The sequence below is a fragment of the Agathobaculum sp. NTUH-O15-33 genome (assembly GCF_033193315.1).
In the GTDB taxonomy this organism is placed as follows: Bacteria; Bacillota; Clostridia; order Oscillospirales; family Butyricicoccaceae; genus Agathobaculum; species Agathobaculum faecihominis_A.
Genome location: NZ_CP136187.1, coordinates 1,092,504 through 1,117,007 on the forward strand (window position 1 = coordinate 1,092,504; position 24,504 = coordinate 1,117,007).

The window sequence follows — 24,504 nt, forward strand, 5'->3', positions numbered from 1 at the left end:
CGTGGGCCAAAAAATGAACATGCCCGCTTATGCCGATGAACCGATTTATGGATGGGCCTGCGAAGCGCTTTCGGGCGGGTTGAATCTCGCGGATTTGGAATACAAGTTAAGCGATAACCAATCTCCCAATGTGCTAAATATGTGGTACAAAAACCGGACGCTTTGTAAGCGAAACGGTCAGGCGTGGTATTCGGCGGCGCTGGGCGCTGATGTGCTCGCGGCCTATACGAAACTGTATAAGGGAATGTTCGTGGTACACGCGGGAACGAGAATTTTCACGGTGAGCCGTGACGGAAAAACGATCACCGAGCGTATGAACGGGTTGACGGCACAGGGAGGGTCGTTCCTGCTGTTTGCAAACAAGCTGTATTACCGCAACGGCGCGGAGTATGTCGTCTTTGACGGCAGCACCTGCGCGCGGGTCATGCCTACCGTGCCCAATGTGGTGATCAACCGTGCGCCGGATGGATCGAAGGGTGACGCAACAGACCCATATAATTTGATGGGTGCAGGGTTTTCAAACACCTTCAACGGCGACGGAACCACGACGGTTTACCAGCTTACGGACACCGGACTTGACGCGGCCACAGTGACCGCAACCGTAGGAACCGCGCATTACACCGAGGGCGACGGGAATTTCTCCGTTGATCGCGCGGCGGGAAAGGTGACGTTCTCCACCGCGCCGGGCGCGGGGCAAAACAACGTGTGCATTACGGCTTACAAAACCGCGCAGGACGAAATAAATAGTATTCTGCATTGCAGATACGCGGCGACTTACGGCGGGCAGAACAACAGCCGTATTGTCATAGGCGGTAACGGTACAAGCACGTTCTTTATCTCGGAACCGCTCGACCCTGCATATTTCCCGGCAAACAATGATTTTACCGTAGCGAATAACAGTGGCGATATTTACGGGTTCGGCGAGCAATACGACATTCTTTGTGTGTTCCTCGAACGGTCGATTTATGGGCTATCCTACGAATTCGCAGAGAGCAAGGGCATGTTCTCCACGGTATGCATTAACCCAAATGTGGGATGCGACATGCCGGGCAGTATTCAGCTTGTAGAAAACCGGCTTGTGTGGTGCAACAGCTATGCGGGCGTGCATACGCTGGTTTCGACACAGATCGAAAACGAACGCAATGTGCAGCCGATCAGCCGAAATATAAACGGCAATGTGGCGCGGCCGGGACTGTTACAGGAGCAGGGGCTTGTAACGGCGATATCGTGCGATTTTGACGGGCGGTATTGGCTATGTGTCGGCGGGTATGCGTATGTGTGGGATTACGGCGTTTCTCCCTATAGTTATTCAGGAGACACGGACGCGGACGCGCTGCGCCTATCGTGGTGGCGGTTTGACAATATCGTAGGGCGAGCGCTATGCGAAGACGATGGAACGCTTTATATATGGCGGCAAAACCGCATGGTGCGGTTCCAAAATGATTTTGAAGATTTCGGCGGCGCGATACATGGCATTTATCAAATGCCGTTACGAAACTTTGGACAAAACGACTATTTGAAAACCGTTATAGAATGCTGGATAACCGTGCGCGCGGACACGGCAAGCCGCATACGGCTAAAGTACATTACGGAGAACGACCCGAACGGTGAATATGATACGGAGGATATCATTGTACCAAGTAAGATGTGGAAGGGGTTTCTATGGAATGCGTTTCAGTGGACGGTGATCAACTTTGCAAAATCATTTCGCAGAAAGCCCAACAAGAAAAAAGTATTTTTATTCGGTATTTTGCTTGAAAACAACGAAGAAAGCCGCGATCTAAGTATTTCGGCTATTACCATGACTTGGCGAAGCGCTAAGAAAATAAAATCATAGAAGAATCATAGAAGGGAGAGCCTTTACTTGAACAGGATGAATTTTGACCCGCAAAATGGGTTTGCCGATACGGTTGCATTCCCTGATCCGGCAAACGAAGAGGAAGTACGCGAACAGCTTATGCGGCCGTCAAAGCAGCTACAAGAATTTCTAAATCAGTACTTGGTGCCGCTGCTTACCGGCGCGGGGGGCGCTGGCGAGATCGGCACGAGCGCCGGGAAAAGTGTACAGGTGGAATTAAACGAAACGGTACGATACGGTACGCAGGACGTGCGGTTTATCCGCGTAAATGCAGATCGGGTGCTTGAAACCTCGGCAGACGGGCAAGTTTGGCAGGCCACGGGTTCAAGCGGCCATATCATTTTAGACAAATTCGGCAATGCGCTTGCACAGCGCGGCCGGATGCAGTTTGATAACTGCGAGGTATCCGACGATGGCACAAAGACCATTGTGCACGGCGTAAAGGGTGATAAAGGCGATAAGGGAGACACGGGAAACACTGGGCCGCAGGGCGTGCAAGGCGACAAGGGCGACAGGGGTTCCGCGATCGTGCCGCAAGTAGATATCAACGGCATTATGTCGTTCCGCGAGCAGGATACGGTGGAGCTTCCGCAGGCGGTCAATGTACGTGGCCCGCAAGGCCCGGCAGGCGTACAGGGCGCGCAGGGTGTGCCCGGCGCGGCGGGGCCGCAGGGCATACAGGGGCCGACCGGATTACAAGGGCCGAAGGGTACAACCGGCGAGAAAGGCGACCACGGCGAACGCGGACTGCAAGGCCCGCAAGGGCCGCAAGGCATACAAGGCAAGCAGGGCGAACCGGGTGTTACCGGCGCGGTAGGCCCAGCAGGGCCGCAGGGTTTGCAAGGCAGCCAAGGCGCGCAGGGCGCGCAGGGCATCCAAGGTGAACCGGGGCCGCAAGGCCCAGTAGGCCCGGCAGGCGCGCAGGGTGTACAAGGACAGATCGGCCCAAAGGGAGACACGGGCGAGCCGGGACCGCAGGGTATTGTAGGCCCGGCTGGCGCGCAGGGCATTCAAGGGCCGATGGGGCCGCAGGGCCTAAAGGGCGACGACGGCGCAGACGGGCGGAGTTTTACCATTCGGGCTATTTACCCGACACTGGCGGCGCTGCAAATAGCGCATCCTACCGGCACGGGCGGCGACGCTTACGCGATCGGCACGGCTGAAAACAACGTTATCTATATTTGGGATACAGATACGGCGGCATGGACATTGATTGGCGAGCTGCGCGGCCCACAAGGCCCGCAAGGCATTCAGGGAATACAAGGCCCGCAAGGGGATACCGGCCCGGCAGGTCCGGCAGGCGCGCAGGGGCCGAAGGGTGACACAGGCGATACCGGCCCGGCAGGCGCGCAGGGTGAAAAAGGCGGTCAGGGCGAACCCGGCCCACAGGGGCCAGCGGGGCCAGTTGGTCCGGCAGGGCCAGAGGGGTCGGAAGGGCCGCAGGGGCCAGCGGGTGCGACTGGCGAAACTGGCGCACAAGGGCCGCAGGGTATCCAAGGGCCGCAAGGGTTACAGGGGCCAGCGGGAAACACCGGCGCGAAAGGCGAACAGGGCGAAACCGGCCCGGAAGGGCCAGTGGGGCCGCAGGGGCCGCGCGGTGTGCAGGGCGAACAAGGCGTGCAAGGCCCGGCAGGCGCGAACGGCAAAAGCGCATACCAAACGGCGGTTGAAGCGGGGTTCGCGGGAACGGAAACGGCGTTTAATACTGCAATGGCGAGCACGCCGGGACACCTTGACAGCCGCGAAAATCCGCACGGAGTTACAAAGGCGCAGGTTGGACTACCGAACGTGGAAAACCAAACGCCCGACCAGATCAGGCGCGGCGGCGGTAAGCATTTGGCCGGACAGGGTACGGCAAACGGCTATTCCTTCACCGGCGATTCTGGTGAGGATACCGGCATGTTCTCGGATTCGGATGGCGAGCTATATTTTTTGAAGAATGGACAGAGATTTAGCTCGCAGGATTTTTTCACGCCGGATGGGTCGAAATCTGTTAACTACGCAAATAGTGCAGGAAACGCCAACCGGTTGATCGGCGCGGGTTGGAACTGGAGCGGACAAGGCGGCCAGCCGTCGTGGCTTTGGGGCGGTAATGATGGTCAAAACATGTATGTGTACAATCCAGCCAATTTCAGCGTCAACCATGCGAACACGGCGGGGAATGCGAATACAGTTGGCGGACATGATGTAGTTAGCGCATTAATAGCGGGAATGGGTATTCATTACGGGACTTATACAGGGAACGGGAGTTTAAATAGGCGAATCAGCCTTGCATATGATCTTTCTGCCGTACTGATTCTTACTGATTCAATTCACGGATTTGCGGCAAGAATCGGTGGAACCGACAATCACAATATTTTCTTAACTCACGCAGACGCTGATAAACGAAACTTTATTGTGAGCGAAAACTTTAATGAGTCAAATATATATTACTATTATATTGCAATAAGTTCCTACTTCAGTGAAAATATGAAATAATTCGAGGTGTTAAATTTATGACAACCATAATTCATAATGAAAACAAATGGATACAATCACAAAGTCACCGAGAACTCGGAGAAAATTGGGAAGGTGACGAATGGATCAGCGTTCCCGAAGAATTGGCAGCCAAAGCGTTTGAATATGCGCCGTGGTGCGATCTTGTTATTGAAAACGGCGTGCTGGTAGATATTGTTCCCGTGGAGCGGCCGCTTGACGACGAACTCCGAGCGGACAAGCTCCGCGAATTGTCCAAAGCGTGCAACAATACGATAACGGCGGGCTGTGATGTCACCTTGATCGATGGCACCAAGGGGCACATCGCATTAACGTTGGAAGATCAAATGAATTTGTCCACGGCAAAAAGTGCGGTGGACGGCGGTGCAACACAGTATCCATACCACATCGATGGGCAGCTTTGCGGTGTTTTCGCGGCGGCTGATATCATTACCATGGCACAGGGCGCGATGGCGCACAAGCTGTATCATACGACGTATTACAACCATCTGGCCAAGTGGGTGCGCCGGTGCGAAACAGTGGCCGAACTGAATGTAATCACCTACGGCACAGCGTTGCCAGATGATCTCGCGGAACATATGGCGGGGGTGCTGGGCAGCGGTGCGTAAGGTACTATTACATATCCCGATTGCCTTAATAGGCGGGCTGTTGTACATGGGCGTGGAACTGCTTTGGCGTGGCCGGACGTACTGGTCTATGGGAGTGCTTGGCGGCGTGTGCTTCGCGCTGATTGGATTGCTGGACGAATGGCAACACCGCCCGCCTTTGTGGGTGCAAATGATTGCGGGCGCGGTGATCGTCACGGCGTTAGAGTTGGCGGTTGGGCTGATCGTTAATGTGTGGTTAGGCTGGGCCGTGTGGGACTATTCGGACATGCCCGGCAACCTGATGGGGCAGGTGTGCCCGCAGTTTGCGGCGGCGTGGGTCGGGTTGTCGTGGGTTGCGATACAAACAGAAAATGTGATACACCGCATTGCGCGGTTTGTCAAAAGCAAAGGAGTGTAGATAATGGGTATTGGCGGATTGCTGGGCGGGATTGTAGGCTCGGTGGTAAGCGGTGTTGCAAACGCCGTAAAAAATAATGCGAATAAGGGTTCTTCGGGGTCGAAGGGGTCGAGTTCTTCTGGTTCCTCCGGGTCTTCGGGGTCAAAGGGGTCGGGCGGGTCTTCTGGCGCTTCCGCTTATGCGGGCGGGTACTATGACAAAACCACCGACTACGAAGCACTGATTAATAACTCGGTGAAAAACGGCGATTTGTCAGCGGCGGCACAGTATGAACAGTTCCGCAACAATAAGATCACAAGCGAAGGATTAGGCTATGAAACGACCGACCGGTTTTCTTCCTACTTGCCGAAGTCACAGCAGCAGACCACGACAGAGAACGTACAGGATTCGGGCTATGTACCGGGACAGGGTTTTGAATCAAACGATCGATACATAAACGAAATGTACGAAGCGCAGAAGGAAGCCCAAAAGGCGGAGCTAAACAAGCAATATGATTCTTTCAAGGCGCAGAATCAGGCGGACACGGCAGCGCTTCCACAACAATATCAAGGCGTAAAAGACCAAAGCGAGCTTGAACGGTGGAAGGCAAACAAGGCGCTCAAACAGCAGATGGCGGACAGCGGCACAATGTACAGCGGGCAGGGACGGCAAGCCACGCTGGAAGCGGAAACCACATCGGCAAACCGGCTGAACGACATCAACACCGCCGAGCAGGACGCGGCAAACAATCTGCGCCTTGCGCTGCAACAGGCGCAGATCGCAAGAGACAGCGGCATAGCAAGCGCCAACGCAAACGCGGATGCTTCCGCATCACAAGCGTTGTTAAACGACCTGTACCGGAAACAGGACGCGGCCCGCGAGGATTACTGGAATTCCAAGAATTTCGATTTATCGCAGGCGGGCGTTACCGGCTATTACAACGGCAGTAAAACGTTGCAATCGCAGTATCAGGATTACCAGATTGAAACCGACAAGCGCGATTATGAGCTGCGCAAACGTGAATTGGAGGACAAACTCGCAACGAACCAGATCACACGCGCACAGTATGAAGAAGAATTGAAAGCCTTGCAACGCGAAAACAAGATCGGCGACAAGTACGACGACAAAAAAGCAGCCGCCGAGCTGGCCGCGCTGCAAGCGAGCGCGTCAGGGCGTTCTTCGGGCGGGTCGGGCAGCAGGACATACCAGAGCAGCGTAAACACAGGCAGTTACACGCGGCAGGGTTCGACCGCCACCGCGAACAACAATAGTAACGCAAGCGGAAGCGGAACGAAAACCGAAGCCGAAAAATCATGGGTGTATGTGCCGGGATACGGTCGACAAGGTTGGGGTGAACTACAGGTTCTTGTAGATAGCGGAAAAGTACAGGAGATATACGACCCTGTAACCGGAAAATACAGCTACAAAAAAATAAAGTAAGGGGGCTTTCGCATGGCAAGCGAATTCTTGCGCAATAAAGCCGCGGAACGAGCAAAAAAAATTGATGAAGAATATGGCCCGGATGCATATGGTGGCAGTGGATGGATTGAAAAAACCGTAAAGCAAAACCAAGCAAAGGCACAAAGTAAAACCAGCGGCTCAAATCCGATCAGGCGTACCATTACGGAAGCCTCTTCAGGCTACCTGACCGGAACAAAAGAGGGGCGGCTACTTTCGGCAGACGAACGGGTACAAAATAGACGAACGGCGGAACGCGCGGCTTCCTCCTATGCGGCGGCGGCCGGGATTACAGACCCCGAAGAGCAAAAGCGTGTGCAGCAGGGTATAGAAAGCGCCGCCGCAAAGCGGAAAGAAGCCAAGGGCGCGCCCGCATGGGAAGACATGTTTGCCAAAGACCGCAATTATGTTGATCTTGCGAAGGCGGGAGACCTGACGGGCGCGGCCGCGAATTTCATCGGCACTGGATTGCAGGCGGCGCAATCACTTTATCTGAACGCCATAAACGCGGGAACCGATCTTGCAACAGGCAAGAAGCCGGAATTTCATTACAATATGGATTATTCGGATTACGAAAAAGAGGTTGCGGACAAAACCGGGCAAGAAAAAACGATCAGCGAGAAAATTAGTGATCAGAATAAGGGGGCAGGCGCGCTCTTCTCGCTGGCAATGGAAACCCTCACAGACCCTACAGAGTATATCAGCGGCGGTATGTTTAATGACGCAGCAAAGGCGCTGGGTAAAGCAAAGCCGGGTTCGGCTGAATACATGAAAGCGCTGCAAAAGGGCACGTTCTCACAGGTGCCCAAACCGAACATTAACACAAATGCCGCAGACACGGCGCAGGATGCACGCAAGGGAACGCCTGAACTGGACGATCTGCCAGAGATTACGAGCGAACAGGGGCGCTCTATCACGCAGGAAATGGATAATGCTGCACAGGCAACAAAGACCGCCGACCCATTTGAGCAGCAAGCAATAAAGATAGCCGATGCCCGGCAAGCAGCGGAAGCCGAATTGGAAGATGCAAAGGCCGGGTTCCGGCAATATTACGCGGAATACAGAAGCACCACGCCGGAGACCCGCCGCGCAGACCTGCTCACGGATGCGGAAACGGCGAAAAAGAAGGTAGACGCGGCGCAGGCCGAGGTTGACCGACTGGCAAAAGCGACAGACGACCTTGAAACAGCACGTATGGCGCGGAAAACAGCGGAGAGCGAAGCCGAAGCCGCCAAGCTGGCGGCGGCAAAGGAAGCCGAAGCGGCGCGCACGCGAATGCAGCAGACAAGGCAGATCGCGGACGGCATGGACACGGCGACCGTACACCGCGCGGATTTGGACGCGCTGAACGAAATAGGGGTAAACGACCCTGTTATTGCAGCTATGCGCAGAAATTACGGGCAAGGCGAGGTGCAGCAAGCCGCGCTTTACAGCCTGTACAAAAAGCTGGATGAAGCGGATTCGCTCGAAGATGCGCTGAAAATCCGCGAGCAAATAACGACGCTGGAAAAACAACTTGATGGAACGGCCGATCTTCTGACACACTCCCAGCAGAAATTTATAGAAGGAGCCAAACAGCCCGCCGTGCTGGATTCGCTGGACTTGGACGAAACGGCCCCGGCGACCACCACGAAAACAAACCCTACCGTACTCAAGAAGGACGGTGCCGCCGATGGGTTCAGCACGGGCGCGCGCGTTTGGGCTGGTGATCGCAACAACTACGGGACGATTCAACAAAAGAATGCGTCCGGGACGTATGATGTTTTATTTCACGATACGGCAACGGGACGTAACAAAACGGTAGAAATGCCCGGCGACATTTTGCAGGCGGTCGATCAAAACCCGCCGCGTGCAAAGTTGGATGAATTGCCGGACTTCGCTTCCTCCAATGCGGCAAGCGCCACCGCGCAAACAGCGGAAGGCGATAGCGCAAAATGGCGGCGGGTATGGTCGGCAGATGAAACACCGGCAGCGGAAGCGGCAAAGCCGCCCATAAGCGCCGCCGATGAAGCGCAGAAAGCACAGGTAGCGGCGAGGAACGCGGATGAAGCAGACCCGCGAGAATTGGAAACGGCAAAGGCGCTTGTAGATGAAATCGACCCGGACACAGCCACGAAAAGCGGACTGGAAAGCTTGCCCGAAGATACGTTTTGGCAACTGAAAAATCCCAAAGGCGCGCACAACAAGGATATTTCGCGTGTGCTGGATTCCGTGGCGGGAAAAGATACCAAGGTGCGCGAAGTGCTGCGGAAATACATTGAGCGCCCGATCATGGAAGCGAAAAACCGGTATGCGCACAGCGTACAGAATAAGCTTGACCAGTACTATGAAGCCACGAAAGAACTTGGCATTAAGCAGGGGAGCCGCGAAAGCGCGGCGGTGCAATGGTATGGAGAGGGATACCGGCGCATCAAAACCAAGGGTAACATTGAGGAAATACCGTATACGCTGGCTGACCTGCAACGGGACTTTCCCGACACATGGCAGAACATCCAGCAGATGGACAACATTAATCGCCGGGTTTATTCGGACTACCTCGACCAGTTAAACGGCGTGCTGGGGAAAATTTATCCCAATGTCGAAGAAAACGCAAAGGAAAGTCTAACACTCTTACAAGCCCAACGCGATGGACTACAAAATAAAATCCGCACACTGCAAGAGGGGTTACAGGCGGCGCCGGAATCTAAACAATACGCGGGAGAGCTGCAAAGCTTAATGCAGCAGGTACAGACAAACGACAAAGAAATCGTTAAGCTGCAACGTGCAATAGAAAATGGCGAGATATTCCGCAACAAGCGCGTGTTTGCACGAAAGGACTATTATCACCACTGGCAAGAGATGGACGACGGGTTTTCCGCGATCAAAAACATTTTTCAGACATCGGCCGATATTGACCCGCGTCTTGTCGGCGTTTCCGACTGGACAAAGCCGAAAACCAAGTGGGCCGGATTTATGCAGGCGCGAAAAGGAATTGACAGCGCGGAGGATTCCGTGGGCGGCATGGTCAAATACATACAGGCGGCGGAATACAAGATCAATATTGACCCGGAAATTACGCGGCTGCGCGTGACGGTGCGTGACCTTCAAAACGGCACGGCGGAAACCAAGAACGCAAACGGGTTTATTGAATGGCTCACCGATTACGCGAATGACCTTGCGGGCAAGACGAACCCGTTAGATCGCGGCGTTCAAAAAACTGTGATCGGGCGCGCTACAATGAAAAAACTACGCTGGCTGAATAACCGAGTAAAAGGCAACGCGGTAATGGGTAATTTAAGCTCGGTCGTTTCACAGGTTTATAACCTGCCTAATGTAGTGGGATATGTGAAAAATCCGGTTGACCTTGCGACGGGCATGGCGGACACGGCGCGCGTGAGTTTGGGCGATAAGAAAATGAAAAATCTATTATCGCAAAGCGGTTTTCTAACCGAGCGTTATTTAGACCATTCCGTGCGACAATTCGATGAGGGGATTTTAAAAACGCCGGAAAAGCTCGCTTCGTGGATGATGGAAATTGGAGATCGCAAGGTTGCGGAAATGTCTTGGTTTTCGGCATACCGGCAAGCAGAGCGTAAGGGCCTTCAAAATGCGGTTGAGTACGCGGACGATTTGACGCGGCGCGCGGTAGCCGGGCGCGGAATCGGCGAAATACCGCTAAACCAAAAATCAGAGATCACAAAGTTAATCGCGCCTTTTCAGGTGGAAGTAAACAATGCGTATCAAATGCTAAAGGAAAAGATGAAGCAAAAGGACGCGCTTTCCCTGATTGAGGTTTTCGGCACTACTTGGATTTTAAACGAGTTGCGGAAAAATGTAATTGACGGCAGGGAAACGGGTTTTGACCCGATTCATGCAGCACAAGAGGTGCACGGAGATATTGCGGCAGAAGAGGCGGTAGGGAAAACACTGAATATAGGGCAAAAGGCCACGCGATATGGCGGCCGAATGCTTGGAGAGTTCCTTTCTAATGTGCCGGCCGGGGACCAGCTTGCAAGAACTGTATTGGGACTTGACGAAACGACCGCAAAAAACCTCTTTGGCGAGGGAGACCCGACCAGATTCGGAACGGGCAATATCGGCCTTTCGGCAATTACTACACCGCTGGCGAACCTTGCAACAGGAAAGCAAGTGGACTATCTCGAACCACTTACAAACATTGCGTTACCGTTTGGCGGTGCGCAGGTTAACAGATCACGCAAAGCAGCCGAAGACCTTGATTTCATCCCAAAGCTGCGCGCCAATAGCACAGAGGGATTTACCGCCAAGGAACAGCCGACAGCGGGCGCTTACACGGCGGATAATTCACGGCTGAAATACTTGATCGATACAGGCGACCCATTGAATGTGGCGAAAGCCATTGGATTTGGCTCGACAGCAACCAAAGAGGGACAAGCATATCTTGCAAACGGGAATAAAATGTATTCCGAAAAGGATACGCAAAACTTCGATGCGCTGCTTGAGTTAGGCCATGAACCGCAAAGCACCCTTGATACGCTGAATGAAATACACGGCATGCAGCCAACCAAGGACGCAGAAGGTAAAACCGTAGAGACCGCGCCGCAAAAGTCGCGCGAGTACATCATGTCGCTGGATATTGACCCGCGTCAAAAACAAGAGCTTGACCGCATTCTGATTGCTGGAACGGAACGGACAGAAGACGGAACCCGGTTCACAAAACGCATACCGGACTATTCATCTGAAAGCGCGGTTGATGCCTTTAACAATTTGTCGGAAGCCGCGTATAACGAAGCAACCGAAGCCCGTAAACAATCGGGAATTGAGTACGACGTTTACCTGAAAGCCTACAATGCAATGAAGGAGATCGACCGAAAGAATGAAAACGGGGAGCTTGGGAACCGCACGTTAAGTGATGCAAAGCGCGGCGCACTTGCAAGTATGGATATTTCAGATGAAGACAAGGCGGTGCTTAACGATCTTCTTGTATCGAACCGGAAACCTACGTCTTATTCTGACTTTTCCGTTGCTGATTTGACAGAAGCAGCACAAAACAAATGGCCGAAGGCAAAAGCGGCAGGATTCACAGAAACGGAATTCGGCGACGTGTGGCGCACAATCGGTAAATATACCAAAACAAAAGATCGGCTTTCCGCTGTTGTCGCTCTGGGATTCCCGGAAGCCGATGCAGAATTTTTTGTAAAGCTTTATACGGAAAAAACGGCAGAATCAAGCGGCGACTGGAAACTACCGGTTACACCGGGCGAAAACGTTTGGATATCCTCTAACTATGGGCCGCGTGATGCGCCCACGAACGGCGCGTCAACGTTCCATCCCTCGGTTGACATTGCAGCAAACGCAGGTGAACCAGTTTTTGCGACAAAGAGCGGTATTGTTACAGCAGTCAACAAGCGTGGCAATGGTGGAGGGTATGGAACTTGGGTGCAGATCGACCACGGCGACGGCTATGTAACGCAGTACAATCACATGCAGGAAGGCTCTGCCGATGGGCTGAACCTCGGCGATATAGTAAAGGCAGGGCAAGAAGTTGGTCTGGTTGGCTCTACCGGCACAAGTACCGGCCCGCACCTTGATTTCAAAATGCTGTACAACGGGCAGACAATCGACCCGTTACAGGAACTATACGGATACTAAAAAAGGAGAAAAAGACATGGACAAGCTGTTAGAGACTAAACTTTGGTTTACCGGAATTGCGGGGGTAATTGCTGTCAAGTTGGGCGCGGCGTTCTGGCCTATCCTCATCATGATCGGTTGCTCCATTTTTGACTACGCAACGGGGCTAATCGCGGCCCCGTTCCGTGGAACAAAAATCGATAGTGAAACCGGCATGAAGGGCATTGCAAAGAAAGTATGCATGTGGATGCTGGTATTGGTGGGCGCGGTGCTGGATTGGATGCTGGTATTTATGGGCCTTGATTTGCCGGTATCCTCCCCAATCGCAATTATCGTAGCTGTTTGGATTATTGCAAACGAACTGATATCTATTTTGGAAAACCTGCATGATGTGGGTGTGCCTATGCCAGATTTCTTGGTACAGCTCGCAGAAATGGTCAAAACCAAGGCAAAAATAGATGTACCGGACATGCAGAAAAAGGAGAAATGACATATGAAAATTCTATTGATTTCGGGACACGGCGGAACCAAGCACTATGACCCCGGCGCGGAGGGATGCGGATACCGGGAAGCAGTATTGACCCGCGAGCAGGCGCGACTTGTGCAGAGCGAGCTTGCCAAGTACGAAGTAGAGATTGCGCTATACGATCAAAACAAGGATGCCTATCAAGAACTGAAAAACGGCGGCAAGTTGCCGCTTTCCGGGGTGGGGTATGTGCTGGAATTCCATTTCAATGCATGTGTCAATGATGAACGGGGCGACGGGCGAACAACAGGAACCGAAGTGCTGGTAAGATCGAATGAAGCATCTGTAAGCGTTGAACAGGGAATAGTGAACGGCATTGCGGCATTTGGTTTGAAAAATCGTGGTGTAAAGCGAAATAACGGTTTGCTTGTGATGAACACGGTTAAGCGCGCGGGCATTTCGCACGCACTGGTAGAAACGTGCTTTATTGATGATCGCGATGATATGGTTATCTATAGCGCAAAGAAAAAGGAGATCGCGGCCACAATCGCGCAGGCCGTAGCAAATGGATTTGGACTAAAAATAAAGGAGGAAAACGACGTGTTTACATATGAGGATTTTAAGGCATTCCTGAGCCGTTATGAAAAGGAGAGGGAATCACTGCCCGCAAGCAAGTTTGCGAATGACGCATGGGCGGCACTCAAAGATGCGGCCTTGACCGATGGAAGCGCACCACGCGCACCGCTTACCCGCGAACAGTATGCGGTATTGGAACAGCGCGCCGGGAGAATCGGTAAGTAAATAGGGCTTGACCACAACGGCGATTTGTGATATAAAAAGTGTAGAAAAGCAAAGAAGCCGCGGGTTTTCGCGGCTTCTTTGTCATGTATAAGTTTGTTGTGCGAGTTCTTCGGTGCCGACATCGGTCAAGATACCCTTGCATTCCTTATAGGGCATGGCGTAACGCTGGTTGAGGTAGCGCATGGATGCGCCCAGTTCGCCGTCCGGCCCCCCTAATTGCAAAAACAGATAGCACAATGGCTATCTGTTTTCTTTATGCGTAATATTGGATTGTAAACGTACTATTTTTGCGGTCGAAGATGATATTGCGAACAAATCCACGTAAACTGTCGTTCTTTTGTTCCTCGCTTGCTTCTGCGTCGCGGAGCAGGTCAAGGTCGGATTTATGGGCGGCTGCGAAGCCGGCAGGGGTGATGGATTCAGTCGGGGGAGGGGCGCTTGCGTCGATGGCTGCGATGCGGGCCTCGATCGCGGCCTTGCGTTCGCGGTACTCGTCCAGCGTATCAATTCCAGCTTCGTAGGCTTCGCGGATGCGTTCGAGCTTTTGCATTTCCCTCGCCCGCTGGCGGGCTATTAGTTCGGCGCTGTTATCACTTTTCAGGTGTTTTCCGTCCGCTGCCATAATGCCAAAATCCAGCCGAGAAAAATCATCTTCGATCTGTTGCAACACGGCAGCGGTAAAGACCGCGATCGAAATGCTGTGCGATTCAGGGCAGCTGCCACGGGAATAATTGTGACACTGTAACGATGGGCCGCCCTTGCCGGTCGCGCGGCCCTTTTGGCGGGTCAGTGTTGCGCCGCAGCACGAACACCGTACTAGTCCCTTCAGCGCGAATGGTTGGCCGTCCTCGCGGGCATAGCGGCCATGTTTTATTTCGCGTTCATCTAGCAATCGCTGGGCGGTTTCATATGCTTCCGCTGTGATGATAGGGGGATGATCGCTATCTATGGTTAGTGTATCGGGATTGTCCCATTTGCGACGTGTTCGTCCTGATGGCGTCCAGCGCACCTTGCCCAGATATACCGGATTGCGCAGGATATACTTTATTGCGCGGTTGTCGATTGGATTGCCGAACCGCGAGCGGACACCTAGCGCTGTTAATTCGTGCGAAATCGTAAGTATCCCTTTTCCGGCGATAAAATCATCATAAACCTTGCGGACGATCGGGGCGGTGTCAGGGTCAATCGCGTATTGTCCATCTATCATTCTATAGCCAATAGGGGCGTAAGAGTTGGGCTTGCCCTGCTTGGCACGCTGGGTCATACCTCGGCGCACTTCCTCGGCCAAATTGATGCTATAATATTCGTCCATCGCTTCTATTATCGCTTCGATGATGATGGACATTTTATCATCTCCAACCGGCTCGCTGATCGATATTACATCTATGGCCAGATCGCGTCGGAGCATGGATTTATACAGTATGCTGTCCTCGCGCGAGCGGGCGAAACGACTGAACTTCCACAGTAATATCACATCAAAAGGTTTCGGTTTGGTCTTGGCCGTTCCGATCATGCGGTTAAACTCTGTGCGTTTGTCTGTTGTGCGCCCACTGATACCTTCGTCCACGAATATAAATTCATTAGGCAAAAGGATATCATGCGCTTTTGCGTATTTTCGTATCTCGTCCAGCTGGGAAGCGGGCGAGTATTCTAGTTGGTCGTCGGTCGATACGCGGATATAAGCCGCGCCAATGCGTAAATCTGCCACCATACGGTACAGCCTCCTTTCTACGGGAAAGCCCGCCCCTAGTGGGCGGGCCTCTTAATCCAAATTCACGAAAGGCGGTACAATCATTATTTCGCAACGCCAGTCATGATTATAGTTTTGATATGTGCGAGAAACGGTTATTGAATAGGGCAATTCGTGTTGTATAAACAAAATAAGTAAGTCTTTATGTTGTCCATTGCGGGGATACCACCCAACATATTTACTCTCAGGCGTTAATATCTTTAGTGCAGTTTGGTCATAGGGATTATTGACATCCCAAATCATGTATAACTGTTGCAAGGTATTTAAGCTAGTAATGACTTTCTGCGGATCGTAACCATCATGTTTATGCGTAAAGCCGGTAACCTGTTCGAGCCAAGCATGATCAAAATCAAGCTTTTTAAAATAGTCTTCATCTACTTGTCCGCGTGATTCAATATCCATTTGCAATAAGCTTTTGCAACGAGGGCACAGTCCGGCCCAAGAAGCTTTCTTTGAATCGATAGCGTGATAGCAATGGGGACATTGCACTACAGCCTTACCGGTTCTTACATCGTTTTCCTTAGGAAAAATAAAATCCAAGAACCCCATAATTACTATTTATCCTTTTCTCTAAATCACTGCTGATTTTGATCAGCAGAAAAAATTATGCGATTTGCGTTTTCAGAAATGTGTAGGTATTTTACAGACGTGTTATTGCTATCCCAAACCATGCTGGTGGTACTATCTAACGCTTCGCCTACTTCATCAGCAATTTCTGGTGTCAGTGCATTTAAAAGCACACTGGCGTAAAAACCAGCGGTATACCCGCTTTCGGGGCTAAAGCTTGTATTATACCAATATAGGTTGATTTCATCAAGCAGATTATCCTCCCCCGCCGTAAAACTAATTCTCAAATAAGCAGTAACACCAATTTCGTCAGTCTCTGAGGTGTCAGGGATGGGCAACACCAAATTATTATCAGTTTCACTAACAACCCCGTTTATATAATCAATAATTTCGCTGGCAGAAAAGTCTTGCATTTTCTGGTTTTGTTGCTTGGGCTCGCCACAACCTGATAGGGCAAACAGCATAAGGCAACATATCAAAAAAGAAAAGGATCTTTTCATTTGCCCCTCCTACGTTTCGCGGTGTTCAAATTGAACACCGTTTTTTGATTTTTTGTATTTCGTGCCTGAAACTACGCATCCTATGCCGATAAGTGTTTCGATATCGAAACTTGACTTAACAAATCGGTCGAAAGGGTGTAAGATATGGAAAATCAGGTAAGGTATTATCGAATTATGCGTAGGTTAACACAAGACGAGCTGTCCGCGCGCGCTGGTGTGTCCAAAGCGACGATCAGCCAGATTGAGACAGGTAAACGCATCCCCGGCGTAGATATCGCATTAATGCTGGAAGCAGCACTGCATGCAGATGTGCACGACCTATTTCGACTATAGTAGTCGCTGTTGTGCAATTTGCCACTTTACAAATCGTGTCAGCGGTTGTATTATATAAGACACAAAGACACGAACAAGTGTTCGATTTTGGGAGGCGGTCACATGACAGAACAACAACGGCGTGTAGCCGAAATTATGCGGGATGCTGACGACGAGGTTATCGACCGTCTTTATTGCGTTGCTGCTGCCATAATTGGTATTCAGCTTGACGAACCATTTCGTCCTGCTGTTCAGTCGTCATCTGATCCATCATTTCAAGAATTTTAATTTGTTTGGGCGATAGGCCGCTTATTCCATCAGGAATAGGCGGCTTTTTTTTGTCTGTTCGGCCCATTAAATACTCTACAGATACCCCAAAATAATCAGCGAGCCGACAAATAGTATCAAAGTTGGGTTCGCTGTCGCCTGTTTCATATTTATTATAAGTGCTTCGGTCGACACCGAGAAAAAATGCGACTTCTTTTTGTGTTGGTTTACGGGGGTCGTTTGCCCGCGCTGCTCTTAAATTGTTCACGGTATCACCTCTAGTGTAATTGTAAGGGAAGAAACTTCACATTTCAACAAAAGTGAAGAAAAATCATGATACGTATTGACAAGTGAAGAAACGTCACCTATAATATAGGCACGAGGTGAACATACTTCATGTGGAGGTGAAGAAAATGAAATCTATGCAGAATCGTCGTGAATCCCTCGGTGTTACCCAACAAGCTATGGCTGATAAGTTGGGGGTTGATCGTAGTACCGTATGTAAATGGGAGGCCGACGGAACATATCCAAGACCTAAGTTTTTACCAGCCATTGCAAACTATCTAAACTGCACTATAGATGATCTATATCGCGAAGAATCCGCAAAGGAGGCGTGAAAACCACATATCAACTATTAAGCATTATACCACGAAAAAGGGGATGTTAACACGATGCAGGATTACCAGAATATTTACCAAAGTGCCCGAGAGGGCGCGAATTTAACCCAAGAAGCCGCAGCGGAGCGGTTGGGCTGGTCAGTGCGATGCTTGCAAGACATCGAGCAAGAGATCCGCGAGCCGTCGCCTGAGAAGGTTGCAGCTATGGCAACCCTATATCGCGCACCATGGTTACGGGGATTTTACTGCAATCGCTGCCCGCTGGGACACTGCATGCGGCGGCCCGAAAGCAACGTTGAACTGCAACAGCTCGCGCTGGAAGTGGAACTTGAAGCCGCGGACTATGAGCAGGAACGCCGCGACGCGCACGATCTGGCCCGTATTGCGCTTGACCGCAAGATCGATGATGCAGAGTACCCACGCTATCAGGCCATAGAGCAGCGAATGTTGCGCCGGGCGTATTTAAGCGAAATGGCCCTGATAGCTGGCGAAACACAGGTGGAAAGATAGACAACCCATAGCGAATAGGATGCAGCGAGGGGGTGCGTGATGGCGCGCAAAACGATGCCGCTGCGCGGGCGCAGCGAGTTTATTTGTCCCGATGGCACGATCTTGCCGGTGCGGGACTATGACGGGACATTGCTTATGCCTGCGGAAGAGTGGGAGCGGTGTAAAGCAAAGATAGCCCAAAATCTTGGCGAAACAGTATCGCAAATGGCCGCCACGCAGCCAGAGCTGCGGGCTGTGCTTGGCCTGAAAGCTGGGCAAACGCGCGCCACTGTATCGCTGGGTGATTTACTGGGTTTTGGGAAGGAACGGCCGGACTGACACCCGGCCTGAAAGGAATGGGGACAAGCAATCATGCAATGGCAAACAATAGCTTTTGGTTTTGGCGCGCCCTTGCTGGCGCTGGCGGGTGTTTTCATACTGATAGCACGGGCGGCTGACGAATGGCTGCGCCGCCCGAATGAAGGGAGGGGTGCGCGGTGAAAACTTGCGAATCGCGGCAGTGTGCGGCCACACGGCAGCGCTGGACGCCCGAATGCACGGTGCGCCTGATCGGCCTGTACGGGGCGAATTATACGATCGGCGAGATCGCGGAAATCCTTCGCGTTTCGTCCAGTCAAATCTCCCGGCAGCTGGCAAAGCTGCGCGAGCGGGGCGGTATGGTATGAATTACCTGCAAGTGGATATCGCGCTCGCACAATGGTTACGAGAGCAAAAGATAGGTGGCTTGGACGAGGCCGCTTTTATCAGCGAGCTGCGAAGGTGGATCGAGAAAAATGCGGCGAATGGCAGACATGAACATGATGGGCGTTACTGGACGTATAACAGCATTCGTGCGCTATGCCGCATGTATCCGTGCTGGACAAAGCGACAGGTTGAGCGCATCATAGGAAAGCTGCGTGATGCGGGGCTAATCATGACTGCAAACTACAGTAAAGACCCCAGCAATACCACGCTTTATTATTCCGTCGCGGAAGAAAAGATACCCGTTTCCCCGTTTGGTGGTACCCTGTCCCCGAATGGGGACACCCCGTCACCACATGGGGACGATAAGCCGTCACCGAACGGGGACGACCTGTCCCCAAACGGGGAAACATTAAAGGAACAGAATAAGACCATAGTAATAGCAGCAGCTAATAAGCAAGATAAGCAACCGTCTCCGCGCTGGGTCATGGAGCAATATAACACGATCTGCACGAAGCTTAACCCGTGTATTCGCATGACGGACAAGCGGGCCAAGGCGGTACGGGTGCTGCTTGGCAAAGGCTACGCAGCCGATCAGTTGGTCAGTGCTTTCCACTTGGCGCAAGCCAGTAACTTGTGTACCGGTGGCGGCAGCCGAGGCTGGAAAGCGGACTTTGATTGGCTGACCAAGGAGGACAACTTGGTGAAGGTGCTCGAGGGAAAATACACTGATCATTCGTCGCAGAAACCCGAAGAGCCGCAAGTATATCTCAAGGAGGACGAATACCCATGGCTGCAATGACTGAGGAATCCATCCAGCTTTATCGGGATGCAGAACAAAGCGTACTTGGTGCACTGATCGCGGACGCGCCACTGAACGCGGCAGACGTTTTTAGCCGTGTAAAGGCCGAGGATTTTATAACCGGCGATTATCGTTATATTTTTGAGACCTGTCGCAAGATGTTCGTTAACAACGACACGGTAGACCCGATCACTGTTCGCAGCGCTTGCGGCACAGAGTATATCTCGCTGATAAAAAAATTGGCAGATATGATGCCATCGCCTTGGAATTGCAAATCGTATGTGCGCCAACTACTTGATTGCTCGAAGCGTACACAGATCGACGCCCTTCTGCGGGAAACGCTGGGTCATGTTACATATTCATCGCCAATACCTGAAATCGCTGCGAAAGTGCAGCAAATGGAAAATGTGCTGGCACGAGAAAGCGAATCGCGGGGCAGCGATATGTCTGATTTGTTATTCGAGTTTTTCAATAATTGGGACGAAAAACCTAAATTTTTGGATTGGGGCTTTCCGTCTGTAACTCGTGCAACACAAACCGAGCTTGGGCAGTACGTGATTATTGCAGCAGAACCTTCTGCGGGGAAAACTGCTTATGCGCTTAACGCCGCTCAAACCCTTGCTGCAAAAAACAGAGTGGTTTTTTACACTTTGGAGATGTCCAGAGAGCGTTTAATGCAACGCATTATGGCCCGCACCGCGCTGGTTGACCTGAACAAGATCAAGGCGCATGAAGCCGACCCTGACGAATGGGAAGCCATAGTGCATGCAAAATCCAAATTAATCAATCTGCCTTTCCGCATTGTGGAAGCGCATGCGATGACCGCCGAGGAAATCCGTGCGGATGCAATTAGGTCGCACGCAGAGGTGATTATTGTAGATTACTTGCAGCTTATACCGCCGAGTAACCCGCGCATGTCCGAGTATGATACCATTACAGCAAATACAAAGGCGCTGCAACAACTGGCGCGAACAGGCATTTGCGTAGTTGCGTTAAGCCAACTAAGCAACGAAGGTAAATTGCGCGGATCGAGACAAATTAATCAGGACGCAGATGTGGTTTTGCGTATAGGTATCCCGGACAAAGACAAGCTGAAAACGCCAGAGCAGCTGCGCGCTTTTGCTGACGATAGCCTACGAGTGGTTAAAATCGCAAAAAACCGTGATGGCAGTAGAATTACCCTACCATTTTGGTTTGAAGGGAAATACCAACGTTTCGTTGAGGAATGGAACGGATTCTACACCTCGAAAATCGAAGAAATGAAAGAGCCACAGCCAGAGCAAGTGCATATGCCGGGCGCATAGAACATGGATAACAGCGGAAAGGGAATTACAGCAATGGGCAAGAAAAAAGATACGACCAAGACCGAACAGCAAACGGTGGAACGCTGGGTGCACCCAAAGCGCCGGTTTGTTTGTATTATAACGCGCGGCGTAGGGCTGATGACCGGCACGCCATATGTGATTCGCGAATGCTATAAAATGCTGCCGGACGGCAGGATTTTGGACGATTGAAAGGAGAAAATCAAATGAAAACCATTAGTATTGTCAATTTGAAGGGCGGCGTTGGTAAAACGATCACCGCCGTAAACATGGCTGCGATCCTTGCGACCGAGTACGGAAAACGTGTGTTGTTGATCGACGCAGACCATCAAGGAAATTCCACGCGGTTTTCCCGTGTTCCCCCGGAGCCAGCGACGTTAGCCGACTTACTTGAGGGGACGTACACCAATCCAGATGATATCATCCAGCAGACGATCTACCGGGGGCTGGACGTTATTCCGGCAGATATGTCGCTTGCGTCGCTGGATATTGCAACCGGGTTCTCTCGCGAGGTAGCCATGCGAGCGGTAACTGCCTTGCGGGACGCGCTGGCCGAGGATGACAGCTATGATTACATGATTGTGGATTGTCCCCCCGCCTTTTCAATCGCGTCGATCTCGGCGATCGCGGCGACGGACGACGTTGTAATCCCGATCAAAACAGGCATGTTCGAGCAGGACGGCGTGGCCGAGCTGACAGAGCAAATTTCGGCAGGAATACGGCTATATTACCCGCATGGGCAGTCATGTGTTCTTCAACGGCATGGCGCTGGGCGAAACCAATCAAATCATGATCGAGGATGGCAAAACGCTGGTCGTCAAATATCTCGGTCTGGGCGACCAGAACGAGGACGGCATGCGCAGCGTCCTGTTCGAGCTGAACGGTATGCGGCGCGTCGGTTGTATTGGTTGTCCGATGGCAGGCCGCAAGGGGATGCGGTTTGAATTTGCACGATACCCGACCTATGAACGGGCATACATTAGGGCGTTCGACGCGATGCTGGCAGAACGACAGCATAGGGGCAGGTTGGATGCTACATGGCGTATCGGGCACACAGGACGCGATATCATGCACTGGTGGATGGCGGACGGCGTATTGCCGGGGCAGATGGAGATGGAGGAGGTTGTATGAAGGACGATAAAATTACCGCCGCTGTGATGGGCGACGCAAAGCCTGACCTGATAGACAGGGCGGAAACGATAGACGCTATTAAACGGCTGGGAGACGGCTATGAACCACGAGGGTACCGCACAGCGCTGCGAGATGCGGTTGAAGCAATCGAACAGGTGGATGCCTTCCGCGCCGAAGGAGGAAAACGACCATGATTGATCAGGACAACCCCGCATCTGCGAGGTGCTGGGGCAATGCCACCCCCGGGGGTATGGGGCGGTTCAGCAAGGAGGACACAGTCAATGCCTAAAATCAAATATGTGCCAAAGGCATTCCGCGGAGAGCGCCTAGAACTCATCCAGCGTGTAAACACCGTGATCTCAGAATACGAAAAGCAAGGCTTTAGCTTAACGTTACGACAGGCGTATTACCAGATGGTTGCTAGGGCCATAATCCCCAACAACGAGCGCAGCTATAAAAACCTTGGTGCGCTGATCAACGATGCTCGGCTGGCGGGCATGATTGATTGGAACGCCATTGAAGACCGTACCAGAAACCTTCGTGGAAATTCGCATTGGCAAAACCCCGGAAGCATTATTCGTTCGGCAGCGTGGTCGTATCACCGCGACCACTGGCAAGGCCAGCGATACTATGTGGAAGTGTGGGTCGAAAAGGACGCTTTGGTCGGTATCGTAGGACAAATATGTGAGAGACTTGATGTCAATTACTTTTCATGTCGGGGATATGTATCGCAGTCTGAAATGTGGACGGCAGCTCGTCGCTTGCGAGATCGGCAAATGAAGCAGCACCAGAGCGTTGTGCTGTTGCATCTTGGCGATCACGATCCGAGCGGGAAAGATATGAGCCGCGATATTGTTGACCGCCTTGACCTGTTTGGCGTGTTGGCCGTAGATTTTAAACGGCTCGCGCTGAACATGAATCAAATAGAACAGTACAACCCGCCACCGAACCCGACGAAGTTGACAGATAGCCGAGCCTCGGGGTATATACAAGAATTTGGCGGCGAGTGCTGGGAGCTTGACGCACTAGAGCCGCAAGTAATAAGTGACCTAATCGAATATAATGTGCGACGATATCGCAATGAAAGGCAGTATAAGGCAATCGTAAAACAAGAGCGCGAAGAGCAAAACATGCTTGAAAGCGTTGCGGAAAACTGGCCCGGCATTGCTGCGCACTGGGACGAAATACGAGCAGAGTATTGTTAATCCGGTCTAGCTGCTTGACAAAAGCGCAATTAACCCATATTCTATTAAGCAAACGAACGTTCGATGAAGTAAAAAGCGTGATAGGGAGACTGCGGTCTCCCTATCGGTGTTTCTGCGGGAGGTGCCGATTTGAAACGACGAAAAACAGTACGCGCAGGTCGTTTGGTATGGGATATTGTATATCCCGTACCAAACCCGCGCGATGATGAATATGTGCGCAAAAAGAAAAAACAAATAAGTGCGCGGGCCATGGAGCTGACTAACTGCAATTCGGCACAACGGAAGCTGGAGCTGCGCATGGCGGCAGCGTTTGACCTGTCTGATCTGGTCGTAACGCTTACTTTTGGGGATTGGGCGCTACCAAGTGACTGCAAGGCGGGGCGAAAGCTGCTGAGTAAATTCTTACGCCAACTTCGCGAATATAGGAACGCGCGCGGACAAGAACTATTTTATATCATCTGCCCTGAAGGATTGCACGGCGATCATAGATTGCATTTTCACTTGATACTAAACCAAACGGAAAATGATCTCGAAGTTATCCGCAGTCTTTGGCCGCATGGTGACCAAATAGATTTACGGCATATATATGATAAAACCGGATACGGCGAATCAGGGTATAGCGGCTGGGCCGGATACCTATCTAAGGAACGAAGGGAAGCATCCCTAAATGGTAAGCGGATGTTTACCTGCTCCCGAAACTTGCCAAAGCCTAAAGTTACTTATGACTGGGTGGATGACGGTTCAACCGTCGAAGCGCCGCCCGGCGCGACGAATGTGGTCGAGAGCGGCGACCGCAACGAGTTTGCATCATTCAAAGCTGTTAAATACCTGCTGCCAAAGGCGGCGGTCAAATCGTCCGTTTCTTTTATTTCTGGCTCGAAGCTACCATTAACTAAGGGACGCGGGCGTAGAAAAGTAGAAAGACGGGTAGACAAACCAAAGCAAAAACGGTACAATAAGAGACAAGGAGAAGCCGTATGATTAAAAACGGTTGGTACTGCTGCCCGCAGTGTGGGCGCAAGCTTTTCCCGGTCAGCGACAAGACGCTGATTAAAGACCTGCTTTTTCAGTGTAAGCACTGTAAGGCAAAAGTGAATATTGAAATCGAGCCACGAGCCTACGAGCTAGGAGCCTAAACACAAACCGGATTGCCGGTATGTGTTTGGGCTCTTTTTTGTTTGCCTGAAA

The 24,504-nt window shown here is 51.8% G+C and carries 27 protein-coding genes and 2 pseudogenes; 22 read left to right on the forward strand and 7 right to left on the reverse strand.

Going from position 1 to position 24,504, the window contains the following annotated elements; translation table 11 throughout:
• Position 1: 1 nt before the first annotated feature.
• The 5 genes from RWV98_RS05620 to RWV98_RS05640 all read left to right on the forward strand — a co-directional run bounded on the left by RWV98_RS05620 (position 2) and on the right by RWV98_RS05640 (position 6,778).
• Positions 2 to 1,837: a hypothetical protein gene (locus RWV98_RS05620; protein ID WP_317864363.1), complete on the forward strand. Its 1,836-nt coding sequence runs from the start codon at positions 2 to 4 to the stop codon at positions 1,835 to 1,837.
• 27 nt (positions 1,838 to 1,864) lie between these two features.
• Positions 1,865 to 4,336, forward strand: coding sequence for a hypothetical protein (locus tag RWV98_RS05625; RefSeq protein ID WP_317864365.1), 2,472 nt, complete (start codon positions 1,865 to 1,867; stop codon positions 4,334 to 4,336).
• 17 nt (positions 4,337 to 4,353) lie between these two features.
• Positions 4,354 to 4,962 (forward strand): DUF4376 domain-containing protein, encoded by a 609-nt coding sequence (locus tag RWV98_RS05630; RefSeq protein ID WP_317864367.1) that lies wholly within the window; start codon positions 4,354 to 4,356, stop codon positions 4,960 to 4,962.
• A gap of 88 nt (positions 4,963 to 5,050) precedes the next feature.
• Entirely contained in the window at positions 5,051 to 5,359 is a 309-nt protein-coding gene (locus RWV98_RS05635) for a putative ABC transporter permease (protein ID WP_317864369.1), read from the forward strand.
• Between the two features lie 3 nt (positions 5,360 to 5,362).
• Entirely contained in the window at positions 5,363 to 6,778 is a 1,416-nt protein-coding gene (locus tag RWV98_RS05640; RefSeq protein WP_317864371.1) for a hypothetical protein, read from the forward strand.
• Here RWV98_RS05640 and RWV98_RS05645 read toward each other — a convergent pair.
• Positions 6,760 to 6,960, reverse strand: a complete 201-nt coding sequence (locus RWV98_RS05645) for a hypothetical protein (protein WP_317864373.1) — start codon at positions 6,958 to 6,960, stop codon at positions 6,760 to 6,762. The two genes, RWV98_RS05640 and RWV98_RS05645, sit on opposite strands and share 19 nt — an antisense overlap.
• 885 nt (positions 6,961 to 7,845) lie before the next feature.
• Complete coding sequence (locus tag RWV98_RS05650) at positions 7,846 to 8,109, reverse strand: hypothetical protein (protein ID WP_317864375.1); 264 nt, start codon at positions 8,107 to 8,109, stop codon at positions 7,846 to 7,848.
• A 22-nt stretch (positions 8,110 to 8,131) separates the two neighbouring features.
• Between RWV98_RS05650 and RWV98_RS05655 the strand changes: the two genes are divergently transcribed.
• From RWV98_RS05655 to RWV98_RS05665, 3 genes are read left to right on the forward strand one after another with little or no spacing between them, the layout of a single operon-like run.
• Entirely contained in the window at positions 8,132 to 12,406 is a 4,275-nt protein-coding gene (locus RWV98_RS05655) for a M23 family metallopeptidase (RefSeq protein WP_317864377.1), read from the forward strand.
• A gap of 16 nt (positions 12,407 to 12,422) precedes the next feature.
• Positions 12,423 to 12,875: a phage holin family protein gene (locus tag RWV98_RS05660; RefSeq protein ID WP_317864379.1), complete on the forward strand. Its 453-nt coding sequence runs from the start codon at positions 12,423 to 12,425 to the stop codon at positions 12,873 to 12,875.
• A gap of 3 nt (positions 12,876 to 12,878) precedes the next feature.
• A complete protein-coding gene (locus RWV98_RS05665) occupies positions 12,879 to 13,652 on the forward strand; it encodes an N-acetylmuramoyl-L-alanine amidase (RefSeq protein ID WP_317864381.1) in 774 nt (257 codons plus the stop codon).
• Between the two features lie 102 nt (positions 13,653 to 13,754).
• On the opposite strand, the pseudogene RWV98_RS05670 reads toward RWV98_RS05665, so the two are convergent.
• The 4 genes and pseudogenes from RWV98_RS05670 to RWV98_RS05685 form a co-directional block, all read right to left on the reverse strand.
• A pseudogene (locus RWV98_RS05670) lies at positions 13,755 to 13,889 on the reverse strand (manganese catalase family protein); the annotation flags it as partial.
• A gap of 16 nt (positions 13,890 to 13,905) precedes the next feature.
• A complete protein-coding gene (locus RWV98_RS05675; RefSeq protein ID WP_317864383.1) occupies positions 13,906 to 15,363 on the reverse strand; it encodes a recombinase family protein in 1,458 nt (485 codons plus the stop codon).
• Positions 15,364 to 15,414: 51 nt separating this feature from the next.
• Entirely contained in the window at positions 15,415 to 15,951 is a 537-nt protein-coding gene (locus RWV98_RS05680; RefSeq protein ID WP_317864385.1) for a hypothetical protein, read from the reverse strand.
• 26 nt (positions 15,952 to 15,977) lie between these two features.
• Positions 15,978 to 16,469, reverse strand: coding sequence for a hypothetical protein (locus RWV98_RS05685; protein WP_317864387.1), 492 nt, complete (start codon positions 16,467 to 16,469; stop codon positions 15,978 to 15,980).
• 144 nt (positions 16,470 to 16,613) lie between these two features.
• On the opposite strand from RWV98_RS05685, the gene RWV98_RS05690 reads away from it, so the two are divergent.
• Positions 16,614 to 16,802 (forward strand): helix-turn-helix transcriptional regulator, encoded by a 189-nt coding sequence (locus RWV98_RS05690; RefSeq protein ID WP_317864389.1) that lies wholly within the window; start codon positions 16,614 to 16,616, stop codon positions 16,800 to 16,802.
• Positions 16,803 to 16,959: 157 nt separating this feature from the next.
• Here RWV98_RS05690 and RWV98_RS05695 read toward each other — a convergent pair whose 3' ends face one another.
• On the reverse strand, positions 16,960 to 17,316 hold the full coding sequence (locus RWV98_RS05695) for a helix-turn-helix domain-containing protein (RefSeq protein ID WP_317864391.1): 357 nt from the start codon (positions 17,314 to 17,316) through the stop codon (positions 16,960 to 16,962).
• A gap of 145 nt (positions 17,317 to 17,461) precedes the next feature.
• On the opposite strand from RWV98_RS05695, the gene RWV98_RS05700 reads away from it, so the two are divergent.
• The 13 genes and pseudogenes from RWV98_RS05700 to RWV98_RS05755 all read left to right on the forward strand — a co-directional run bounded on the left by RWV98_RS05700 (position 17,462) and on the right by RWV98_RS05755 (position 24,452).
• The gene (locus tag RWV98_RS05700; RefSeq protein WP_317864393.1) at positions 17,462 to 17,665 is read left to right on the forward strand and encodes a helix-turn-helix transcriptional regulator; all 204 of its coding nucleotides are present in this window, start codon (positions 17,462 to 17,464) and stop codon (positions 17,663 to 17,665) included.
• A gap of 54 nt (positions 17,666 to 17,719) precedes the next feature.
• The gene (locus RWV98_RS05705; RefSeq protein ID WP_317864394.1) at positions 17,720 to 18,175 is read left to right on the forward strand and encodes a helix-turn-helix domain-containing protein; all 456 of its coding nucleotides are present in this window, start codon (positions 17,720 to 17,722) and stop codon (positions 18,173 to 18,175) included.
• Between the two features lie 39 nt (positions 18,176 to 18,214).
• Positions 18,215 to 18,493, forward strand: coding sequence for a hypothetical protein (locus RWV98_RS05710; protein ID WP_317864396.1), 279 nt, complete (start codon positions 18,215 to 18,217; stop codon positions 18,491 to 18,493).
• Between the two features lie 158 nt (positions 18,494 to 18,651).
• On the forward strand, positions 18,652 to 18,840 hold the full coding sequence (locus RWV98_RS05715) for an ArsR family transcriptional regulator (RefSeq protein WP_317864398.1): 189 nt from the start codon (positions 18,652 to 18,654) through the stop codon (positions 18,838 to 18,840).
• A complete protein-coding gene (locus tag RWV98_RS05720) occupies positions 18,837 to 19,658 on the forward strand; it encodes a hypothetical protein (RefSeq protein WP_317864400.1) in 822 nt (273 codons plus the stop codon). The genes RWV98_RS05715 and RWV98_RS05720 overlap by 4 nt, the downstream gene beginning before the upstream one ends.
• Complete coding sequence (locus tag RWV98_RS05725; RefSeq protein WP_317864402.1) at positions 19,646 to 20,962, forward strand: replicative DNA helicase; 1,317 nt, start codon at positions 19,646 to 19,648, stop codon at positions 20,960 to 20,962. The genes RWV98_RS05720 and RWV98_RS05725 overlap by 13 nt, the downstream gene beginning before the upstream one ends.
• A gap of 3 nt (positions 20,963 to 20,965) precedes the next feature.
• Positions 20,966 to 21,172, forward strand: a complete 207-nt coding sequence (locus tag RWV98_RS05730) for a hypothetical protein (RefSeq protein WP_317864404.1) — start codon at positions 20,966 to 20,968, stop codon at positions 21,170 to 21,172.
• A 14-nt stretch (positions 21,173 to 21,186) separates the two neighbouring features.
• A pseudogene (locus RWV98_RS19400) lies at positions 21,187 to 21,630 on the forward strand (ParA family protein); the annotation flags it as partial.
• A gap of 85 nt (positions 21,631 to 21,715) precedes the next feature.
• On the forward strand, positions 21,716 to 22,111 hold the full coding sequence (locus RWV98_RS05735; RefSeq protein WP_317864405.1) for a hypothetical protein: 396 nt from the start codon (positions 21,716 to 21,718) through the stop codon (positions 22,109 to 22,111).
• Positions 22,108 to 22,305 carry a hypothetical protein gene (locus tag RWV98_RS05740; protein WP_317864406.1) on the forward strand — a complete coding sequence of 66 codons (198 nt, stop codon included), beginning with the start codon at positions 22,108 to 22,110 and terminating at the stop codon, positions 22,303 to 22,305. Before RWV98_RS05735 ends, RWV98_RS05740 begins: the two co-directional genes overlap by 4 nt.
• Positions 22,306 to 22,392: 87 nt before the next feature.
• Positions 22,393 to 23,316, forward strand: a complete 924-nt coding sequence (locus tag RWV98_RS05745) for a hypothetical protein (RefSeq protein ID WP_317864407.1) — start codon at positions 22,393 to 22,395, stop codon at positions 23,314 to 23,316.
• A gap of 129 nt (positions 23,317 to 23,445) precedes the next feature.
• Positions 23,446 to 24,297 carry a rolling circle replication-associated protein gene (locus RWV98_RS05750; protein WP_317864408.1) on the forward strand — a complete coding sequence of 284 codons (852 nt, stop codon included), beginning with the start codon at positions 23,446 to 23,448 and terminating at the stop codon, positions 24,295 to 24,297.
• A complete protein-coding gene (locus RWV98_RS05755) occupies positions 24,294 to 24,452 on the forward strand; it encodes a hypothetical protein (RefSeq protein WP_317864409.1) in 159 nt (52 codons plus the stop codon). The genes RWV98_RS05750 and RWV98_RS05755 overlap by 4 nt, the downstream gene beginning before the upstream one ends.
• Positions 24,453 to 24,504: the final 52 nt, after the last annotated feature.

Bases quoted from the DNA above. Each gene is read 5' to 3' on its own strand.
- RWV98_RS05740 (WP_317864406.1), top strand. From the start codon at position 22,108: ATGAAGGACGATAAAATTACCGCCGCTGTGATGGGCGACGCAAAGCCT.
- RWV98_RS05720 (WP_317864400.1), top strand. From the start codon at position 18,837: ATGAATTACCTGCAAGTGGATATCGCGCTCGCACAATGGTTACGAGAG.
- RWV98_RS05675 (WP_317864383.1), bottom strand. From the start codon at position 15,363: ATGGTGGCAGATTTACGCATTGGCGCGGCTTATATCCGCGTATCGACC.
- RWV98_RS05725 (WP_317864402.1), top strand. From the start codon at position 19,646: ATGGCTGCAATGACTGAGGAATCCATCCAGCTTTATCGGGATGCAGAA.
- RWV98_RS05645 (WP_317864373.1), bottom strand. From the start codon at position 6,960: ATGGTACGCCTGATCGGATTTGAGCCGCTGGTTTTACTTTGTGCCTTT.
- RWV98_RS05680 (WP_317864385.1), bottom strand. From the start codon at position 15,951: ATGGGGTTCTTGGATTTTATTTTTCCTAAGGAAAACGATGTAAGAACC.
- RWV98_RS05700 (WP_317864393.1), top strand. From the start codon at position 17,462: ATGAAATCTATGCAGAATCGTCGTGAATCCCTCGGTGTTACCCAACAA.
- RWV98_RS05730 (WP_317864404.1), top strand. From the start codon at position 20,966: ATGGATAACAGCGGAAAGGGAATTACAGCAATGGGCAAGAAAAAAGAT.
- RWV98_RS05690 (WP_317864389.1), top strand. From the start codon at position 16,614: ATGGAAAATCAGGTAAGGTATTATCGAATTATGCGTAGGTTAACACAA.
- RWV98_RS05630 (WP_317864367.1), top strand. From the start codon at position 4,354: ATGACAACCATAATTCATAATGAAAACAAATGGATACAATCACAAAGT.
- RWV98_RS05635 (WP_317864369.1), top strand. From the start codon at position 5,051: ATGGGAGTGCTTGGCGGCGTGTGCTTCGCGCTGATTGGATTGCTGGAC.
- RWV98_RS05745 (WP_317864407.1), top strand. From the start codon at position 22,393: ATGCCTAAAATCAAATATGTGCCAAAGGCATTCCGCGGAGAGCGCCTA.
- RWV98_RS05755 (WP_317864409.1), top strand. From the start codon at position 24,294: ATGATTAAAAACGGTTGGTACTGCTGCCCGCAGTGTGGGCGCAAGCTT.
- RWV98_RS05660 (WP_317864379.1), top strand. From the start codon at position 12,423: ATGGACAAGCTGTTAGAGACTAAACTTTGGTTTACCGGAATTGCGGGG.
- RWV98_RS05705 (WP_317864394.1), top strand. From the start codon at position 17,720: ATGCAGGATTACCAGAATATTTACCAAAGTGCCCGAGAGGGCGCGAAT.
- RWV98_RS05685 (WP_317864387.1), bottom strand. From the start codon at position 16,469: ATGAAAAGATCCTTTTCTTTTTTGATATGTTGCCTTATGCTGTTTGCC.
- RWV98_RS05735 (WP_317864405.1), top strand. From the start codon at position 21,716: ATGGGCAGTCATGTGTTCTTCAACGGCATGGCGCTGGGCGAAACCAAT.
- RWV98_RS05640 (WP_317864371.1), top strand. From the start codon at position 5,363: ATGGGTATTGGCGGATTGCTGGGCGGGATTGTAGGCTCGGTGGTAAGC.
- RWV98_RS05665 (WP_317864381.1), top strand. From the start codon at position 12,879: ATGAAAATTCTATTGATTTCGGGACACGGCGGAACCAAGCACTATGAC.
- RWV98_RS05710 (WP_317864396.1), top strand. From the start codon at position 18,215: ATGGCGCGCAAAACGATGCCGCTGCGCGGGCGCAGCGAGTTTATTTGT.